At 58.8% G+C, this 17,022-nt stretch carries 15 protein-coding genes and 1 pseudogene; 4 read left to right on the top strand and 12 right to left on the bottom strand.

Features of this window, described 5'->3' with window-relative positions; genetic code table 11:
- The first annotated feature begins 275 nt into the window (after window positions 1-275).
- The 4 genes from pip (at window position 276) to mdoH (ending at window position 6,487) form a co-directional block, all read left to right on the top strand.
- The gene (gene pip, locus N018_RS23415) at window positions 276-1,247 is read left to right on the top strand and encodes a prolyl aminopeptidase (RefSeq protein ID WP_025390870.1); all 972 of its coding nucleotides are present in this window, start codon (window positions 276-278) and stop codon (window positions 1,245-1,247) included.
- Between the two features lie 39 nt (window positions 1,248-1,286).
- Window positions 1,287-1,724, top strand: a complete 438-nt coding sequence (gene dtd / locus N018_RS23410; protein ID WP_024645009.1) for a D-aminoacyl-tRNA deacylase — start codon at window positions 1,287-1,289, stop codon at window positions 1,722-1,724.
- A 265-nt stretch (window positions 1,725-1,989) separates the two neighbouring features.
- Complete coding sequence (locus tag N018_RS23405; RefSeq protein WP_024645010.1) at window positions 1,990-3,912, top strand: glucan biosynthesis protein G; 1,923 nt, start codon at window positions 1,990-1,992, stop codon at window positions 3,910-3,912.
- Window positions 3,905-6,487 carry a glucans biosynthesis glucosyltransferase MdoH gene (gene mdoH, locus N018_RS23400; RefSeq protein ID WP_025390869.1) on the top strand — a complete coding sequence of 861 codons (2,583 nt, stop codon included), beginning with the start codon at window positions 3,905-3,907 and terminating at the stop codon, window positions 6,485-6,487. The genes N018_RS23405 and mdoH overlap by 8 nt, the downstream gene beginning before the upstream one ends.
- 210 nt (window positions 6,488-6,697) lie before the next feature.
- Here mdoH and N018_RS28740 read toward each other — a convergent pair whose 3' ends face one another.
- The 12 genes and pseudogenes from N018_RS28740 to ubiE form a co-directional block, all read right to left on the bottom strand.
- Complete coding sequence (locus N018_RS28740; RefSeq protein WP_418903493.1) at window positions 6,698-7,414, bottom strand: methyl-accepting chemotaxis protein; 717 nt, start codon at window positions 7,412-7,414, stop codon at window positions 6,698-6,700.
- A gap of 141 nt (window positions 7,415-7,555) precedes the next feature.
- A pseudogene (locus N018_RS28735) lies at window positions 7,556-8,608 on the bottom strand (methyl-accepting chemotaxis protein); the annotation flags it as partial.
- 237 nt (window positions 8,609-8,845) lie between these two features.
- Window positions 8,846-10,681: a methyl-accepting chemotaxis protein gene (locus tag N018_RS23390; RefSeq protein WP_418903492.1), complete on the bottom strand. Its 1,836-nt coding sequence runs from the start codon at window positions 10,679-10,681 to the stop codon at window positions 8,846-8,848.
- 168 nt (window positions 10,682-10,849) lie between these two features.
- Entirely contained in the window at window positions 10,850-11,557 is a 708-nt protein-coding gene (locus tag N018_RS23385) for a 16S rRNA (uracil(1498)-N(3))-methyltransferase (protein ID WP_024645014.1), read from the bottom strand.
- Complete coding sequence (tatC, locus tag N018_RS23380; protein ID WP_024645015.1) at window positions 11,554-12,354, bottom strand: twin-arginine translocase subunit TatC; 801 nt, start codon at window positions 12,352-12,354, stop codon at window positions 11,554-11,556. The genes N018_RS23385 and tatC overlap by 4 nt, the downstream gene beginning before the upstream one ends.
- Window positions 12,351-12,812, bottom strand: coding sequence for a Sec-independent protein translocase protein TatB (gene tatB / locus N018_RS23375; RefSeq protein ID WP_024645016.1), 462 nt, complete (start codon window positions 12,810-12,812; stop codon window positions 12,351-12,353). Before tatB ends, tatC begins: the two co-directional genes overlap by 4 nt.
- A gap of 4 nt (window positions 12,813-12,816) precedes the next feature.
- Window positions 12,817-13,092, bottom strand: coding sequence for a twin-arginine translocase TatA/TatE family subunit (locus tag N018_RS23370; RefSeq protein ID WP_024645017.1), 276 nt, complete (start codon window positions 13,090-13,092; stop codon window positions 12,817-12,819).
- Between the two features lie 45 nt (window positions 13,093-13,137).
- On the bottom strand, window positions 13,138-13,470 hold the full coding sequence (locus tag N018_RS23365) for a phosphoribosyl-ATP diphosphatase (protein ID WP_002551631.1): 333 nt from the start codon (window positions 13,468-13,470) through the stop codon (window positions 13,138-13,140).
- Between the two features lie 2 nt (window positions 13,471-13,472).
- Window positions 13,473-13,865, bottom strand: coding sequence for a phosphoribosyl-AMP cyclohydrolase (gene hisI, locus N018_RS23360; protein WP_024645018.1), 393 nt, complete (start codon window positions 13,863-13,865; stop codon window positions 13,473-13,475).
- Window positions 13,866-13,932: 67 nt separating this feature from the next.
- Window positions 13,933-15,552, bottom strand: a complete 1,620-nt coding sequence (gene ubiB, locus N018_RS23355; RefSeq protein ID WP_024645019.1) for a ubiquinone biosynthesis regulatory protein kinase UbiB — start codon at window positions 15,550-15,552, stop codon at window positions 13,933-13,935.
- Entirely contained in the window at window positions 15,549-16,172 is a 624-nt protein-coding gene (locus N018_RS23350) for a ubiquinone biosynthesis accessory factor UbiJ (RefSeq protein ID WP_024645020.1), read from the bottom strand. Before N018_RS23350 ends, ubiB begins: the two co-directional genes overlap by 4 nt.
- Window positions 16,172-16,942, bottom strand: a complete 771-nt coding sequence (gene ubiE, locus N018_RS23345) for a bifunctional demethylmenaquinone methyltransferase/2-methoxy-6-polyprenyl-1,4-benzoquinol methylase UbiE (protein ID WP_024645021.1) — start codon at window positions 16,940-16,942, stop codon at window positions 16,172-16,174. Before ubiE ends, N018_RS23350 begins: the two co-directional genes overlap by 1 nt.
- Window positions 16,943-17,022 lie beyond the last annotated feature (80 nt).

The raw sequence follows: 17,022 nt of genomic DNA, 5'->3' as shown, positions 1-17,022 counted from the left end.
ACAACCTCAAGTAGTCTGACGAATGGGATATGGGATTCTTAGACTGTAGGCGTGTCGTCAGTTATTTCCTGTAAAAAGAGAAATAAATCGGCTTACGACTCACGCTTCGACCCAGCCTGACTGTTCTGGTTCGCGAACCTGGCAAATTGGCAAAACGCTTGCATTGATTGTTCCATGTTAATCAATGACGTGCAGCATGCTGATTCTTCGTTTCGGGTTTATGATGCCCGTTGGCAGGACATCAGAAGCCTCTTAACCGGACTTATGGAGCACTTATGCAGACTTTGTACCCGCAGATCAAACCCTACGCCCGGCACGATCTGGCCGTGGAACAACCGCATGTGCTCTACGTCGACGAAAGCGGCTCGCCTGAAGGTCTGCCAGTGGTATTCATCCACGGTGGTCCGGGTTCCGGGTGTGATGCAAACAGCCGCTGCTATTTCGATCCGAATCTATACCGCATTGTCACCTTCGACCAGCGCGGTTGCGGTCGCTCGACGCCGCACGCCAGCCTGGAAAACAACACCACCTGGAAGTTGGTCGAAGACCTTGAAGCGATTCGTGAGCATCTGGGTATCGACAAATGGGTGCTGTTCGGCGGTTCGTGGGGTTCGACGCTGGCGCTGGCCTACGCCCAGACCCATCCGGATCGCGTGCATGCGCTGATCCTGCGCGGCGTATTTCTCGCCCGTCAGCAGGAAATCGACTGGTTTTATCAAGCCGGTGCCAGCCGCCTGTTCCCGGATTACTGGCAGGATTACCTCGCGCCGATCCCGCTCGATGAGCGCGACGATATTCTCACGGCCTTCCACAAGCGTCTCACCGGCCCGGATCAGATCGCCCAGATGCATGCCGCCAAAGCCTGGTCTACGTGGGAAGGCCGTTGCGCAACCTTGCGCCCCAACCCCCAGGTCGTCGACCGCTTTACCGATCCGCACCGTGCCCTTTCCATCGCGCGCATCGAATGCCACTACTTTATGAACAAGGCGTTTCTGGAAGAGAATCAGCTGATTCGCGACATGCCGAAAATCGCGCACCTGCCCGCAATCATTGTCCATGGCCGCTACGACGTCATCTGCCCGCTGGATAATGCGTGGGAATTGCACCAGAACTGGCCCGGCAGCGAGCTGCAGGTGATTCGCGACGCAGGGCATTCGGCGTCCGAAACGGGTATTGCCGACGCGCTGGTCCGTGCAGCGGCGCAGGTAGCACAAAATCTGCTTGATCTGCCCCCTGAAGAAGCCTGATAGCGTCCTTATGTTCTTGCCGAGCTTTGGAAAGTCTTTATGAAAGGTTTGTTGCAGCGCGTGCGCAGTGCGCGCGTCGAGGTTGAGACAGAGGTGGTCGGCGCTATTGATCAGGGCATTTTGGTACTGGTCGGAATAGAGCCTCAAGACACCCGGGCCAGTGCCGATAAGTTGCTTCACAAGCTGCTCAATTATCGAGTGTTCAGTGATGCCGACGGCAAAATGAACCTGTCCTTGCGCGACGTGCAGGGCGGGCTGCTGCTGGTTTCACAGTTCACCCTGGCTGCAGACACCAAAAGCGGCATGCGTCCGAGCTTCTCGAAGGCGGCTGCTCCGGCATTGGGCGCCGAGTTGTTCGATTACTTGCTAAGCCAGGCCAGAATCGCGCATCCGCTTGTCGCAGCGGGCCAATTTGGTGCGGATATGCAAGTGCACCTGATAAACGATGGGCCGGTCACGTTTTTGCTGGACACGTAAGCTACGATTTCATCTGGTTTTTTTACCGAATTAAAAATCGTACGGAAGATAAATACTTTGTCATACCTGATGCGTTGTAACGCGAGCTGCTGGATAATCGCGCGTTATGGGGATCGGCACTGGTTGGTCCATTTGGTATGACACAAGCGGTTCTGACGTCGGTTGGGGAATCATTAAGCCCATTCGGAGTCGGAACAATGCTCGCCAACCTGGCATTCAATAGCTGGCCGTTGGTTTTTTCATCTGTTTTCGGCGAGGGTTGCTCGTGATTGTTAGTCCCTGTGATGCTCCAAAGACACCCGTCAAGCGGTTGCGTAGTGCGCTTCTGGCAAGCTCTGCCCTTGTCTGCCTGTTCAGTGCAGGCCAGCTCTGGGCGTTCAGTCTTGATGATGTAACGGCGAAGGCCAAAGAAATGGCCGGGCAGAAGTTCGAGGCTCCGAGGAGCAATCTTCCGAACGAACTGCGCGAAATGAAGTTCGCTGATTATCAGAAGATCCGCTTCCGTGACGACAAGGCCGAATGGGCGGGCGACAAGACGCCGTTCAAGGTGTCTTTCTACCACCAGGGCATGCACTTCGATACGCCGGTCAAGATCAACGAAGTGACCGCGACCAGCGTTGACGAAATCAAATACGACGCGAGTCGTTTCGATTTCGGCGATCTGAAGATCGACCCGAAATCCACCGAGAAACTGGGCTATGCCGGTTTCCGTGTCCTGTATCCGATCAACAAGGATGACAAGCAGGACGAGATCATGACGATGCTGGGCGCGAGCTACTTCCGCGTGATCGGCAAGGGTCAGGTCTATGGTTTGTCCGCGCGCGGCCTGGCCATCGACACTGCATTGCCGTCCGGCGAAGAGTTCCCGCGCTTCAAGGAATTCTGGATCGAGAAGCCAGGCCCGGATGACAACCATCTGGTGATCTTCGCTCTGCTCGACTCGCCGCGCGCTACTGGCGCCTACCAGTTGACCCTGCGTCCTGGCACCAACACGCTGGTTGACGTCAAATCGCGTGTGTTCCTGCGTGACAAGGTCACCAAACTGGGTGTTGCCCCACTGACCAGTATGTTCCTGTTCGGTGCCAACCAGCCTTCGCGTGTGCCTAACTTCCGTCGCGAGCTGCACGATTCCAGCGGTCTGTCGATTCAGGCAGCCAATGGCCAGTGGTTGTGGCGTCCGCTGAACAACCCTAAACACCTGTCCATCAGCAGCTTTTCGGTCGAAAATCCGCGTGGTTTCGGTCTGCTGCAACGCGGCCGCGATTTCAGCCAGTACGAAGACCTTGATGATCGCTACGACAAGCGCCCAAGCGCCTGGATCGAGCCTAAGGGTGACTGGGGCAAAGGTACTGTCGATCTGGTCGAGATTCCGACCGCCGACGAAACCAACGACAACATCGTAGCGTTCTGGAAGCCTGATACCCTGGCTGCGCCGGGCGAACAGATGAGCTTCGACTACCGTCTGCACTGGACCATGCAGGAAAACTCGATTCACTCGCCGGATCTGGGTTGGGTCAAGCAGACTCAACGCTCTATCGGTGACGTGCGTCAGTCCAACCTGGTGCGTCAGCCGGATGGCAGCCTCGCTTTCCTGGTCGACTTCGTTGGCCCGGTACTGGCTGCCTTGCCGGAAGACAAGACCATCCGCAGCCAGGTCACCACTGACGACAACGTCGAGCTGGTCGAAAACAACCTGCGCTACAACCCTGTCACCAAAGGCTATCGCCTGACCCTGCGCGTCAAGGTCAAGGATGCTGGCAAGCCGACCGAGATGAGCGCTTACCTGCTGCGTGAAATTCCTGCCGAACCGGGCAAGGAACCTGCGCTGCTCGTTGCTGATAAAGCTGACGAGAAGAAAGCCGCCGCCAAGGAAGCTGCCAAGCCGGCAGTTGCCAAAGAGTCCGCCAACGATCAGGTAGAAATTGCCAAGGCCGATGCGCCGAAGCCTGAAGCCGCCAAGTCCGAGACCGCCAAACCTGAAGCTGGCAAGGCTGACGCATCCAAGGCCGACGCTGCCAAAGGTGACGTTGCCAAGGCTGATGCAGCCAAAGCCGACGTAGCCAAGGGCAAGGACGGTAAAGAGATTCAGCAGCCTGAAACCGAAGCTGCACCCACCCATCCAGAGCCGGCCAAGACGTTGCAAGTCATGACCGAGACCTGGAGTTATCAGTTGCCGAGCGATGAGTAATTCTCTACCGGTGCCAGTGTCTCTGAACGAGTACCTGGCGCATTTACCGATGAGCGATGAGCAGCGGGCAGAACTTGCCGGCTGCAAGACCTTCGCCGAGCTGCATGAACGCCTTTCGGCCCAGCCGGCCGTCGATCCGGCCGAGGCCGCTCAGGCTTCGGTGGGCCGTCGCCTGTTGCTGTCAACCGCAGACGAGTTGCAGGACGCCGAGATGCTCGACGTCGATGCGAGTGGTCGTCTGCGTCTGAAAGCGACGCCGCCGATTCACCGGACCAAGGTGGTGCCAGAGCCATGGCGCACCAATATTCTGGTGCGCGGCTGGCGTCGCCTGACCGGCAAGAAAAACCCGCCCAAGCCGGATCACAGCGATCTGCCTCGGGATTTGCCCAAGGCCCGCTGGCGTACGGTCGGCTCGATCCGTCGTTACATTCTGCTGATCCTGATGCTGGGTCAGACGATTGTGGCTGGCTCTTACATGAAAGGCATTCTGCCGTATCAGGGCTGGTCGCTGGTTTCGCTGGACGAAATCACCCGTCAGACCTTTGTGCAGACGGCCTTGCAGGTGCTGCCGTATGCCTTGCAGACCAGTATCCTGTTGCTGTTCGGGATTCTGTTCTGCTGGGTGTCGGCCGGTTTCTGGACGGCACTGATGGGCTTTCTGGAGCTGCTCACCGGGCGTGATAAATATCGCATCTCCGGTGCCAGCGCTGGCAATGAGCCGATCGAGAAGGGCGCACGTACCGCGCTGGTCATGCCGATCTGTAACGAAGACGTGCCGCGGGTTTTCGCCGGTCTGCGCGCTACGTTCGAATCGGTAGCGGCCACGGGTGACCTCGACCGTTTCGATTTCTTCGTGCTCAGCGACACCAACGAAACCGACATCGCCGTTGCCGAGCAACAGGCCTGGCTGGACGTGTGCCGCGAGACCAAAGGCTTCGGACGGATTTTCTATCGCCGCCGTCGCCGTCGCGTGAAACGTAAAAGCGGCAATCTCGACGACTTCTGCCGTCGCTGGGGCAGCGAGTACCGCTACATGGTCGTGCTGGATGCCGACAGCGTCATGAGCGGTGAATGCCTGACCAGTCTGGTTCGTCTGATGGAAGCCACACCAGACGCCGGTATCATCCAGACTGCGCCGCGTGCGTCGGGCATGGACACGCTGTATGCCCGCATGCAGCAGTTCGCCACCCGCGTCTACGGTCCGCTGTTCACTGCCGGTCTGCACTTCTGGCAGTTGGGTGAATCCCACTACTGGGGTCACAACGCGATCATCCGCATGAAGCCGTTCATCGAGCACTGCGCCCTGGCGCCGTTGCCTGGTAAAGGTGCGTTCGCCGGTGCAATTCTGTCTCACGACTTCGTTGAAGCTGCGCTGATGCGCCGTGCCGGCTGGGGCGTGTGGATTGCCTACGATCTGCCAGGCAGCTATGAAGAACTGCCACCGAACCTGCTGGACGAACTCAAGCGTGACCGTCGCTGGTGCCACGGTAACCTGATGAACTTCCGGCTGTTCCTGGTCAAGGGTATGCACCCGGTTCACCGCGCAGTGTTCCTGACCGGCGTGATGTCATACCTGTCAGCGCCGTTGTGGTTCTTCTTCCTCGTGTTGTCCACAGCCCTGCTGGCGGTGAACACGCTGATGGAGCCGACCTACTTCCTGGAACCTCGTCAGTTGTATCCGCTATGGCCACAATGGCATCCGGAACGCGCTGTTGCGCTGTTCTCGACCACCATCGTGCTGTTGTTCCTGCCTAAACTGCTCAGCGTCATTCTGATCTGGGCGAAGGGTGCGAAGGGCTTCGGCGGCAAGTTCAAGGTCACCGTGTCGATGCTGCTGGAAATGCTGTTCTCGGTGCTGCTGGCTCCGGTGCGTATGCTGTTCCACACCCGCTTCGTACTGGCTGCCTTCCTGGGCTGGGCCGCGACCTGGAACTCGCCGCAACGCGACGACGACTCCACGCCCTGGCTTGAAGCGGTCAAGCGTCATGGTCCGCAAACCCTGCTGGGCGCGTGCTGGGCACTGCTGGTGTTCTGGCTGAACCCGAGCTTCCTGTGGTGGTTGGCACCGATCGTTGTGTCGTTGATGCTGTCGATTCCGGTGTCGGTGATTTCCAGCCGTACCGGTCTGGGCCTCAAGGCGCGTGACGAGAAATTCTTCCTGATTCCTGAAGAGTTCGAGCCACCGCAAGAGCTGGTCTCCACTGATCAGTACACCCACGAGAACCGTTGGCATGCCCTGAAACAAGGCTTCATTCGTGCGGTGGTCGATCCTCGTCAGAATGCGTTGGCATGTGCCTTGGCAACTTCGCGTCACCGCCAGGCTCAGCCGATCGAAGTCGTACGTATGGAACGCGTTGATCATGCGCTCAAGGTGGGTCCGGCGAAACTCGACAATCAGGAACGTCTGATGTTGTTGAGCGACCCGGTTGCTCTTGGCCGCTTGCACGAGCGCGTCTGGAGCGAAGGTCACGAAGAGTGGCTGGCCGCCTGGAGAGCTTCTATCGAAGCTGATCCACACGCGCCATTGCTGCCGTTGCAGCCTGTCGACAAAGCCTCGGAGCCGGTGTTGGTTTAAACCCGACCGGTGACGAAGAAGCCCCTGAAGCACATTGCTTCAGGGGCTTTTTATGGGGTCTTCATACATGGCCAAGAGCGGACGCAGAGCGTCCAGAACTGCATCCCCACGCCGATCATGGGCACAATAGTGTTCTTGCCTCACGCTGCAGCGTAGGAATGTTTTTCGTGACGCTCTGCGTCAACCATCTGCGCCTCGCGCACGTACCTGTCAACTCATCCGAAATTTCCCCATCAGCCCCTGCAGATGGACGCCGAGCCTCGCCAGTTCAACACTTGAGGCGGCTGTCTGTGCGCTGGCTGCGGCGGTCTGTTCGGATATGTCGCGCACGCGGATGACGTTGCGGTTGATCTGTTCGGCGACCATGCTCTGTTCCTCACTGGCGGTGGCGATCTGTTCGTTCATGTGCTGGATGGTCGCCACGGTACGGGTGATCTGCTCCAGCGAGCTGCCGGCGCGGCGGCTGAGTTCTACCGTGTTGTCCGTCAGACTGCGGCTGCTGTCCAGCGTGCTGGCAACCTGCTGGGTACGGGTCTGTAAGGCAGCGATCAAGTCTTCGATTTCCTCCGTGGACTTCTGGGTTCGTTGTGCCAGGCCACGTACTTCATCGGCGACCACGGCAAACCCGCGTCCGGCTTCTCCGGCACGCGCCGCCTCGATGGCCGCATTCAGTGCCAGCAGGTTGGTTTGCTGCGAAACAGACTTGATCACGTCGAGAACACCGACAATCTTGCTGCTTTCCTGTTTGAGTTGGTTCATGGCCTGGGTCGAGCTGACGACCTCACGGGCAAGTTGCTCGATCTGGCCAATCGCCTGGCCCACCACCTCGTCACCATTGCGCGCCTGCTGGTCAGCCTGAGCGGCCGCCTGCGAGGCATCCTGAGCACTGCGGGCAACTTGCAGTACGGTCGCTGCCATCTCGTTCATGGCCGTGGCCACCTGATCGGTTTCGTCTTTCTGACTGTTGACCCCTGAGCAGGTCTGCTCGGTGACTGCCGACAGTTGCTCGGCCGCGCTGGCGATTTGCGAAACACCCTCGCCAATACCACCGATCAACTCGCGCAGGCTGACGGTCATGGTCTGCATGCTTTGCTGCAGTTGGCCCATCTCATCATGACGTGTGACGTTCAGGTCCTGACTCAGATCGCCCTGAGCGATACGCGCAGCAACAATCAGGCTTTGGCGCAACGGGACAGTAATCTGCCGCGTCATGATCCAGGCCGCGAGCAGCCCGATCAGCAAGGCCATTCCGGCAATACTGATCAGCATGGCACTCGCGTTGTCAGCTTCGCTGTCACGCTGGCCGGTCTGCAGGTCGGTCAGCGTGCTGACGGATTCCAGCAGTTGTTCACCAAGCTCGCGCAAGCTTCCCTGATCAGCCTCGGCTTTGGACTGGACCTGTTTGAACTCACCCAGTTGCTTGCGATAACCCTGAAGAGCCTCAGTGGCCGCCACCAGCCCCTCAAGTTTGCCTTCACTCCGATCCTGAGCAATTTGCTGAACCTCCTTGAGCGCCTCGTCGATAGCAGCTATAGCTGCAGTTTCATCTGCTTCTCTGGTGGTATAGGTGTAGGCCTGTACCTGATACCGGGCTGTCTGAATCTGGTCTCTGAGCTGGGAAATATTAGTGAATTCATCCATTCGCTCGCTGCTGTCCTGCTCATGGCTCACAGCCTTCAGCGCCTCGGCTTCCACCCGCACAATGGCTTTAAGCGCCTGTTCCGATCGCTGATTCAGTAGTCCGAGGACCTGATCGCGGGTCTGTCGATTGGCGCGGATAGAAATAAAAGACTTCTCCATGTCATTGACGAGCTGGCGTTGCACGTTGAGCAGTGCAATGGTCGTCTGCTCCTCGCTCAGCCTGTCCAATGAGTCGAGCCGCACTTTCATCTCGTCGAGCTTGTCGGTGACCAGCGCTGCACTCTCTGGGGTTTTTTCCACCCGATCAGTAATCCGCTCGGCACGCAGGTCTTTGGTCAGGCTGTCGAGCTGAGCGATTTCCGAGAGCGATTCGGAGCGGTCGATCAGGGTGTGCAGCCCGTGCCAGCCTGTCAGGGCGATGACCAGTGTCAACAGCAGTACCAGCCCGAACCCCAGTGACAGCTTGAATCTGACGTTCATGTTCTCAAGCGTGTGATTGATCAATCGAAACATTGCAACCTCCTGCAATAAGCCAACATAAGCAGGTCCCGAGCGCGTCTGGACATGCGTTGTGAGCGCATCGGCAGGGCAATGTGTTGCGCGACCTGAGATGGTTGTAGGAGATTTCCGAGTAGGAAGGAGGGGGGACGGGCGTCACGTTTTCAGGGGCATGAGCACCCCCGCACCCCGGTGGAACGCTGGAGTTGCTGCGTTTTATCAGACGGTGAAGCGACTCACCAATACCTGTAGATGGTTGCCCAGTCGCGCCAGCTCGACACTGGATGCGGCTGTTTCTTCGCTGGCCGACGAGGTTTGTTCCGAGATATCGCGCACATTGATGATGCTGCGGTTGATCTCTTCGGCAGTCGCGCTCTGCTGCTCGGCGGCCGCTGCGATCTGCTGGTTCATCGACTGGATCGCCGAGACGGTTTTGGTGATGCTTTCCAGCGAACCACCGGCGCGGCGCGTCAGTTCCACGCTGCTGGTACTCAGCTCACGGCTGCTGTCCATGACGGTCGCCGCCTGCTGCGTGCCGCTTTGCAGGCGGGCGATCAGGGCTTCAATCTCTTCGGTGGACTTCTGGGTGCGTTGCGCCAGGCTGCGCACTTCGTCGGCGACCACCGCAAAGCCGCGACCGGCCTCTCCCGCCCGGGCGGCTTCGATGGCGGCGTTCAGGGCCAGCAGGTTGGTCTGTTGGGCGACGGACTTGATGACGTCCAGCACGCTGCCGATCTGATTGCTTTCCTGTTTCAGGGCACCCATCGCTTCGCTGGAGTCGCCCACTGCTACAGCAAGACGTTCGATTTGCGCTATCGCCTCGTTAACCACTCGCTCGCCGTCCCGGGCCTGTTTATCGGCGGCTACGGCGGCTTCGGAGGCCTCTTCGGCGTTACGCGCAACTTCCTGAACGGTCGCCGTCATTTCGTGCATGGCGGTGGCCACCTGATCAGTCTCTACCTTCTGGCTGTTGACCCCGGCACTGGTCTGCTCGGTCACGGCTGACAGTTCTTCTGCGGCACTGGCGATCTGCGTCACGCCATCGCGAATCCCGCCGACCAGCTCACGCAGGCTGACAGTCATGCGCTGGATGGTGCTTTGCAACTTGCCCAGCTCGTCCTTGCGATCAACCTGCAGGTTGCGACTCAGATCGCCCGAAGCGACTCGCTCTACCACTTCAAGGGTTTCATTGAGTGGCACGGTGATCTGACGGGTGATGATCCAGGCGGCCAGAATGCTTAACACCAAGGCCAGAGCGGTGGCAGCCGCGATCATCATCGCCGACTTGTCGCTTTCGATATCCCGGCTCTTGTTTTGCCTGGCGATCATGTCATTGCTGATAGCCAGCATGTCAGTGCCCAGCGCGGTCATCTTGTCCAACGCGGCTTTGCTGGCCGCCTGAGCGTCGCGGTATTGCCCTACGGCTTCACGATAACCCTTGAGACCTACAACGGCTTGCTGCAGCAATGGCAGGTATTCAGAAGAAACGTCACCGGCCAGGGTATTGATCCCAGTGATCGCTTCATCAATGGCCTGATTGGCGTTCTTTTCAAAATCGGGACGGCCACTGTAGGTGTAACCGCGAACCTGGAAGCGTGCCTGTTGAATCAGCTTGCTGACGCCAACAATGCCGTTGAAAGAGAGGATGTTGTCCGCCTTGAGCAACTCGGCTTCGACCTTGTCTGCCTGATCCACGGCCTTGTCGGCATTGGCGCCCATCTGGGTGCGGCTGGTTTCGCGCAGGCCAATGGCGTCGGTCATGTCTTTGAACGACCGGCGATACTCGTTCGTCGTCTGAATCTGACGGTCCAGAAGCTGGATGTTTTCAGCAGAGCGCAGCAGGCCTTTGGCGAACAGAAGAGCGGCGTCGAGTTGATCGAGGTTGGTTCTTACCGTAGCAGCGGTCTCTGCGTCATACAGATCCTCATAGCGCATACGGTTGATGCGCAGTTGCAGTGTCAGCTCGTTGATTTCTGCAATGGCAGTCACGCGGTCACCGCGGTCAATCAGCGCATTGTTGCTGAACCAGCCGGTTGCCGAGATCATCAGGGTCATCGACAGCACCAGGCCAAATCCGACCGCCAATTTCAGGCTCACACTCGCATTTGCGAGACTTCGAGATAACCCACGAGACATGACTGCTCCTTTGTCTGTTATTCATTAATTTCACTTGCATCGGCCGCGCTTCATCTAACTGAAGCTATTTAGTCGATGCAGGAGAGCTTAGAACAGACGGGCGAGCAGAGCGGTTACCGCGGTTTCGACGCGCAGAATGCGTTCACCCAGTTGTACCGGTTGCAACCCGGACTGACGCAAGAGCTCGACTTCATACGGAATCCAGCCGCCTTCAGGGCCGATAGCCAAGGTAACCGGCTCTGTTACGGCGCGCGGGCAGGCAGGGAAATCGCCAGGATGGCCGATCAGTCCCAGCGTATCTTCAGCCAGCTGCGGCAGGCGGTCTTCCACGAACGGTTTGAAGCGCTTTTCGGTGATGATCTCGGGCAGCACGCTGTCGCGTGCCTGTTCCAGGCCGAGAATCAACTGCTCGCGGATGGCCGCCGGCTCCAGAAAGGGCGTCTGCCAGAAGCTTTTTTCAACCCGATAGCTGTTCAGCAACACCACCCTGGGCACGCCCATGGTTGCGATGGTCTGAAATACCCGGCGCAGCATCTTGGGACGCGGCAGCGCGAGCAGCAAGGTCAGCGGCAGCTTTGCGGGCGGTTCGACATCCAGCACAACACGCAGCTCGGCTTCATGAGCTTCAAGGCGCAGCAGTTCGGCACTGCCCAGCAGGCCGTTGATTCGGCCGACCCGCAAACTGTCACCAACCTCGGCGCGATGCACCTCTTGCATGTGCTTGAGGCGCCGGTCACGCAGGATCACCCGGTCGGCCGCAATGAAGTCGGCCTCTTCGAGCAACAGCAGGTTCACGGTGTGGTCGCGGGTGGCTGATCCGGCTTGTCAGTGTCTTCCACCTGGTCGTCCGGGTGCTCGCCGCGCTTCTTGATCATCGAGCTGCACAGGATGCCCAGTTCGAACAGCAGCCACATCGGTACGGCCAGCAGGGTTTGCGAGAAGATGTCCGGCGGGGTCAGAATCATGCCGATCACAAAGCAGCCAATGACCACGTAAGGGCGAATCTTCTTCAGGTACTTCACGTCGACGATGCCGATCCAGACCAGCAGTACCACCGCCACCGGAATTTCGAAGGCCACGCCGAAGGCGAAGAACAACGTCATCACGAAGTCCAGATAACTGGCGATATCGGTCATCATCGACACGCCTTCCGGTGTCACGCTGGCGAAGAAGTGGAAGATGATCGGGAAGACCAGAAAGTAGGCAAACGCCATGCCCGCGTAGAACAGGATGATGCTGGAGACCAGCAGCGGAATGGCCACACGCTTTTCATGCTTGTACAGGCCCGGCGCAATGAAGCCCCAGATCTGATGCAGGATCACCGGCATGGACAGGAACAGCGCAACCATCATGGTCAGCTTGAATGGCGTGATGAACGGCGACGCCACGTCCGTGGCGATCATCGTTGCGCCTTCCGGCAGATAGACCCGTAGCGGTGCCGACACCAGCGTGTAGATCTTCTGCGTGAAGTAGAACAGGCCGGCAAAAATCAGGAACACTGCCGCAACACAACGCAACAGACGTGTACGCAGCTCGGTGAGGTGCGAGATCAGCGGCATCTGCTGATCGTTTTCCGGGATATCAGCGCTCATGGGGCTCGCGGTGGCAATGACGAATCGTGGACGGGAGGCGTCGGAGGCGGCACGGAAGCGTCAGTCGGCTTCGCGTTTTTTTCCAGCGACAGAGCGGTTTTCGGTACCGCAGGTTCTGCTGGACCGATCTCGTGATGGGCTGGGGCTGCGGATTCCGCCTGCGCCGCTGCGGGTGCCGGATTTACCGGTTGGTAAGGAGGCTCGGGAGGCTGATTCTGAGCGAACATTTTCCGCGCTTCGTCTTCCAGCGAAACAATGTGCTCGTTGTGCAGCTGCCGACGAATTTCATCGGCCCCGATTTCACGTTCAACTTCCTGTTTGATCGCATTGAAGCTGCGCTTCAACCGACCGATCCATAAGCCTGCGGTGCGTGCAGCACCTGGCAGGCGCTCGGGACCCAGCACCAGCAAGGCAACCAGGCCGACAAGCAGCAGTTCAGAGAAGCTGATACCGAACATGGGCTTAAACCTGGTCTTTGCGAATCGGCTCGTCGACTTTATGCGCTTGCGCGTCGATGGTGTGCGGCTGGTTCAGAGGCGAGCCCTGAGGAGCAGGTTGTGCCTGCTGCGGCTGGGGCGCCGGTTGCTCTTCAGGTTTGTCATCGTCATGCATGGCCTTGCGAAAGCCTTTGATCGATTCACCGACATCACTGCCCAGGCCCTTGAGTTTCTTGGTCCCGAAAACCAGCACTACGACGATCAGGATGACGATCCAGTGTTTCCAGTCAAAAATACCCATGAAACAGTCCTCGTAGAAGATTTCAAGCTTGAAAGGGGTTAAGCGTTATTCTGCCGTGCGAGCGGCTTTTTCGGCGTGTCCGGACAGCCCGAAGCGGCGATCCAGCTCGTCGAGCACGGCCTGTGGATGCTGACCCAGTGCGGCGAGCATAACCATGCTGTGAAACCACAGGTCAGCCGTCTCGTAGATCACATCGCTGCAATCACCGCTGACCGCAGCGTCCTTGGCGGCGATGATCGTTTCAATCGACTCTTCGCCCAGCTTTTCCAGAATCTTGTTCAGGCCCTTATGGTACAGGCTGGCGACGTAAGAGCTGTCGGCGGCTGCGTCCTTGCGCGACTCCAGCACCTCTGCGAGGCGGGACAACGTATCAGTCATGTTCAGTGGCCTGCCGGGTAAATAGCGTCAGGATCTTTCAAAACCGGGTCTACGGTCTTCCAGCCTGAATTTTCGTATATACGGTAGAAGCAACTTTCGCGGCCGGTATGGCAGGCGATGCCACCGATCTGCTCGACCATCAGGATAATGACGTCGGCGTCACAGTCGAGGCGCAGCTCATGCAGCTTTTGCACATGACCGGATTCTTCACCCTTGCGCCAGAGTTTGCCACGCGAACGCGACCAATAGATTGCACGATTTTCAGATGCCGTCAGGCTCAGCGCCTCGCGGTTCATCCAGGCCATCATCAGTACCCGACCGGTCTTGTGATCCTGAGCGATTGCAGGCACCAGACCGTCGCTGTTCCAGTGAATCTCGTCCAGCCAGTCTTTCATATCTACTCCGGCAGCCGGACTTCAGGCCCGGCGGATTGAACAGTGTGCCAGCGCCATACGCTGCTGGCTATCGGCGAACGATCAGATACAGCCCTGCGATCAGCATGATGGCGGCAGGCCAGGCCGTCAGCGTCAACAACTGTGTGGCTGCCTCGCTCATCACCCAGCCCTGTATCGCACCGCCCACCAGCAACGCCGCACCGATGAGCCGCAGGATCGGCTCGTCCTTGCGTTCATGCCAGGGACGAGGCGGGTCCGAGGCGTGCGGGCGTGACATGCGTTCCAGCAGATCACGGGTCATGCCTGCGATGTGCGGCAATTGCTCGACCTGTGACTGCAGGTTGCCCAGCAGGGTTTTCGGGCTGACCCGCTCACGCATCCAGCGCTCCAGATAGGGCTGCGCGGTGCTCCACAGGTCCAGCTCGGGGTACAGCTGACGGCCCAGCCCTTCGATATTGAGCAGGGTCTTTTGCAGCAGCACCAGTTGCGGCTGGACTTCCATGTTGAAGCGACGCGCGGTCTGAAACAGGCGCATCAGCACCTGACCGAAGGAAATGTCCTTGAGCGGCTTCTCGAATATCGGTTCGCAGACTGTACGGATCGCTGCCTCGAATTCGTTGAGTTTGGTTTCTGCCGGGACCCAGCCCGAATCGATGTGCAGTTGCGCAACCCGGCGATAATCCCGTTTGAAGAAGGCAAACAGGTTACGCGCCAGATAATCCTGGTCTTCCGGGGTCAGGCTGCCAACGATGCCGCAGTCGATGGCAATGTATTTCGGGCTCCACGGGTTGACCGTGCTTATGAAAATGTTGCCAGGGTGCATGTCTGCGTGAAAGAAGCTGTCACGGAAAATCTGCGTGAAAAAGATCTCCACGCCGCGCTCGGCCAGCAGCTTCATGTCGGTGCGCTGATCGGCCAGCGCGGCCATGTCGGTCACCTGCAGGCCATAGATACGCTCCATGACCAGTACTTTCGGACGGCACCAGTCCCAATAGACCTGCGGCACATAGAGCAGATCGGAACCTTCGAAGTTACGCCGCAACTGACTGGAGTTGGCCGCTTCGCGCAGCAGGTCCAGCTCGTCGTAGATGGTCTTCTCGTAGTCCATCACCACCTGAACCGGGTGCAGCAGGCGCGCATCGGCGGATACGCGCTCGGCTAGCCGGGCGAGGATGAACAGCCATGCGATGTCCTGGCCGATGATCGGCTTGAGCCCGGGCCGGACGACCTTGACCACCACCTCTTCGCCGGTCTTCAGGCAGGCCGCGTGCACCTGCGCCACCGACGCGGACGCCAGCGGTTTTTCGTCGAAACGGCTGAATACATCACAGATTCGTGCGCCCAGCTGGTCTTCGATCAGCTTGATCGCGAGTTGCTGATCAAACGGCGGAACACGGTCCTGGAGCAGCATCAGTTCGTCGGCAATGTCCTCGGGCAGCAGATCGCGCCGGGTCGACAGTAATTGCCCGAACTTGATGAAAATCGGTCCGAGGTCTTGCAGCGCCAGGCGAAAACGCACGCCACGACTCAGCTCGGACTTGCGTCGCGGCAGCCAGCGCCAGGGCAGCACGAAGCGTACCGCGAGCATCCACCACGGCAGGGGCAGGGCGAACAACAGGTCATCGAGGCGATAGCGGATAACGACACGTTGAATGCGAAACAGACGGCGGACGGCAAGCAGCTTCATGCGTTATCGCTGGTATTGAGAGAGTGGGCGAGGCGTGCAAAGCGCGCCTCAAGGCGTTCCAGATCCAGTTTGATCTGATCGAGTTCGGCAAAGCGTGCTTCGGCTTCGTGCTTGCCTACCAGTGTGCGCGATTCCTCGCTCAGATAGTCGGCCACATTCTGACTCAGGCTGGCGACACTTTCACGCGTCCAGCGGCCGCTGTTGCGCAGTTGGCTGCTGAATACCTGACTGGCAACCGGGCCCATCCATTTTGAAAGCTCGTATTCCCAGTCAAGTTCAAGGTCCTGAAGAATGCCAACCAGTTCCAGCAGCACGCCGCTGTCGCCGTCGAGTTCGACGTCAGGACCATGCAATATCGCCGTCTTGTCCTTGCTCAGGGCCAGCCGCAACAGGCTGGATGCTGGCGCACGCAGGGTGCAATCGGCATCGGCCGCCCACTCAGGTGCCAGCAACAGACCTTCGTCGCTCGGCAGGATAAACAGCTTCAGGGACGGATCGCGGCAATCGACCGCAATGACGTGCCCGGACAGGCGCGCCATACGTGGCAGCGCGGTGCTGTCGAGGCGCAACACCCGATTGATGCCGTGCTCGATGCCGGCGAGCAGCCCCCGAAGCAACATCAGGGTTTGATGCCGCGATGCAGGGCGACAATGCCGGAGGTCATGTTGTGGTAGGTCACCCGGTCAAAACCGGCGTCTACCATCATTGACTTGAGAGATTCCTGATTCGGATGCATGCGGATCGACTCGGCCAGGTAGCGGTAGCTTTCCGCATCGTTGGTGACCAGTTTGCCCATCAACGGCATGAACGCGAACGAGTAGGCGTCGTAAGCCTTGGACATCAGCTTGCTGGTCGGCTTGGAGAATTCCAGCACCAGCAGGCGACCACCGGGCTTGAGCACGCGCAGCATGGAGCGCAGTGCGTCTTCCTTGTGCGTCACGTTGCGCAGGCCGAAGGCGATGGTCACGCAGTCGAAATGGTTGTCCGGAAACGGCAGCTTTTCAGCGTCGGCCTGGACGAACTCGACGTTGCCCGCCACACCAAGGTCCAGCAGGCGGTCGCGCCCGACCTTGAGCATGGAGGCGTTGATGTCGGCCAGCACCACATGGCCGGTCGGACCAACCAGTTTCGAGAATTTGCGGGTCAGGTCACCCGTGCCGCCAGCAATGTCCAACACACGGTTGCCGCTGCGAACGCCTGAGAGCTCGATGGCGAAACGTTTCCACAGACGGTGCATGCCGCCGGACAGAAGGTCGTTCATCAGGTCGTACTTGGCCGCAACCGAATGGAAAACCTCAGCGACTTTTTCTGCCTTCTGGCTTTCCGGCACATGTTTGTAACCGAAGTGAGTCGTAGGTTCGGCATCGCTGCCTTTGCGCTGATCGTTCATATCGCTTCACCGGAATAGAGTGCAGTCATTCTAATCGCCAAGGCCGGCTTTGTCTTGACAAGGCTCACCAGCAACGCTTT

The organism is Pseudomonas syringae CC1557 (assembly GCF_000452705.1).
In the GTDB taxonomy this organism is placed as follows: Bacteria; Pseudomonadota; Gammaproteobacteria; order Pseudomonadales; family Pseudomonadaceae; genus Aquipseudomonas; species Aquipseudomonas syringae_F.
The sequence above is the reverse complement of the archived record's forward strand: the minus strand, read 5'-3'. Positions and strand labels throughout refer to the sequence as shown.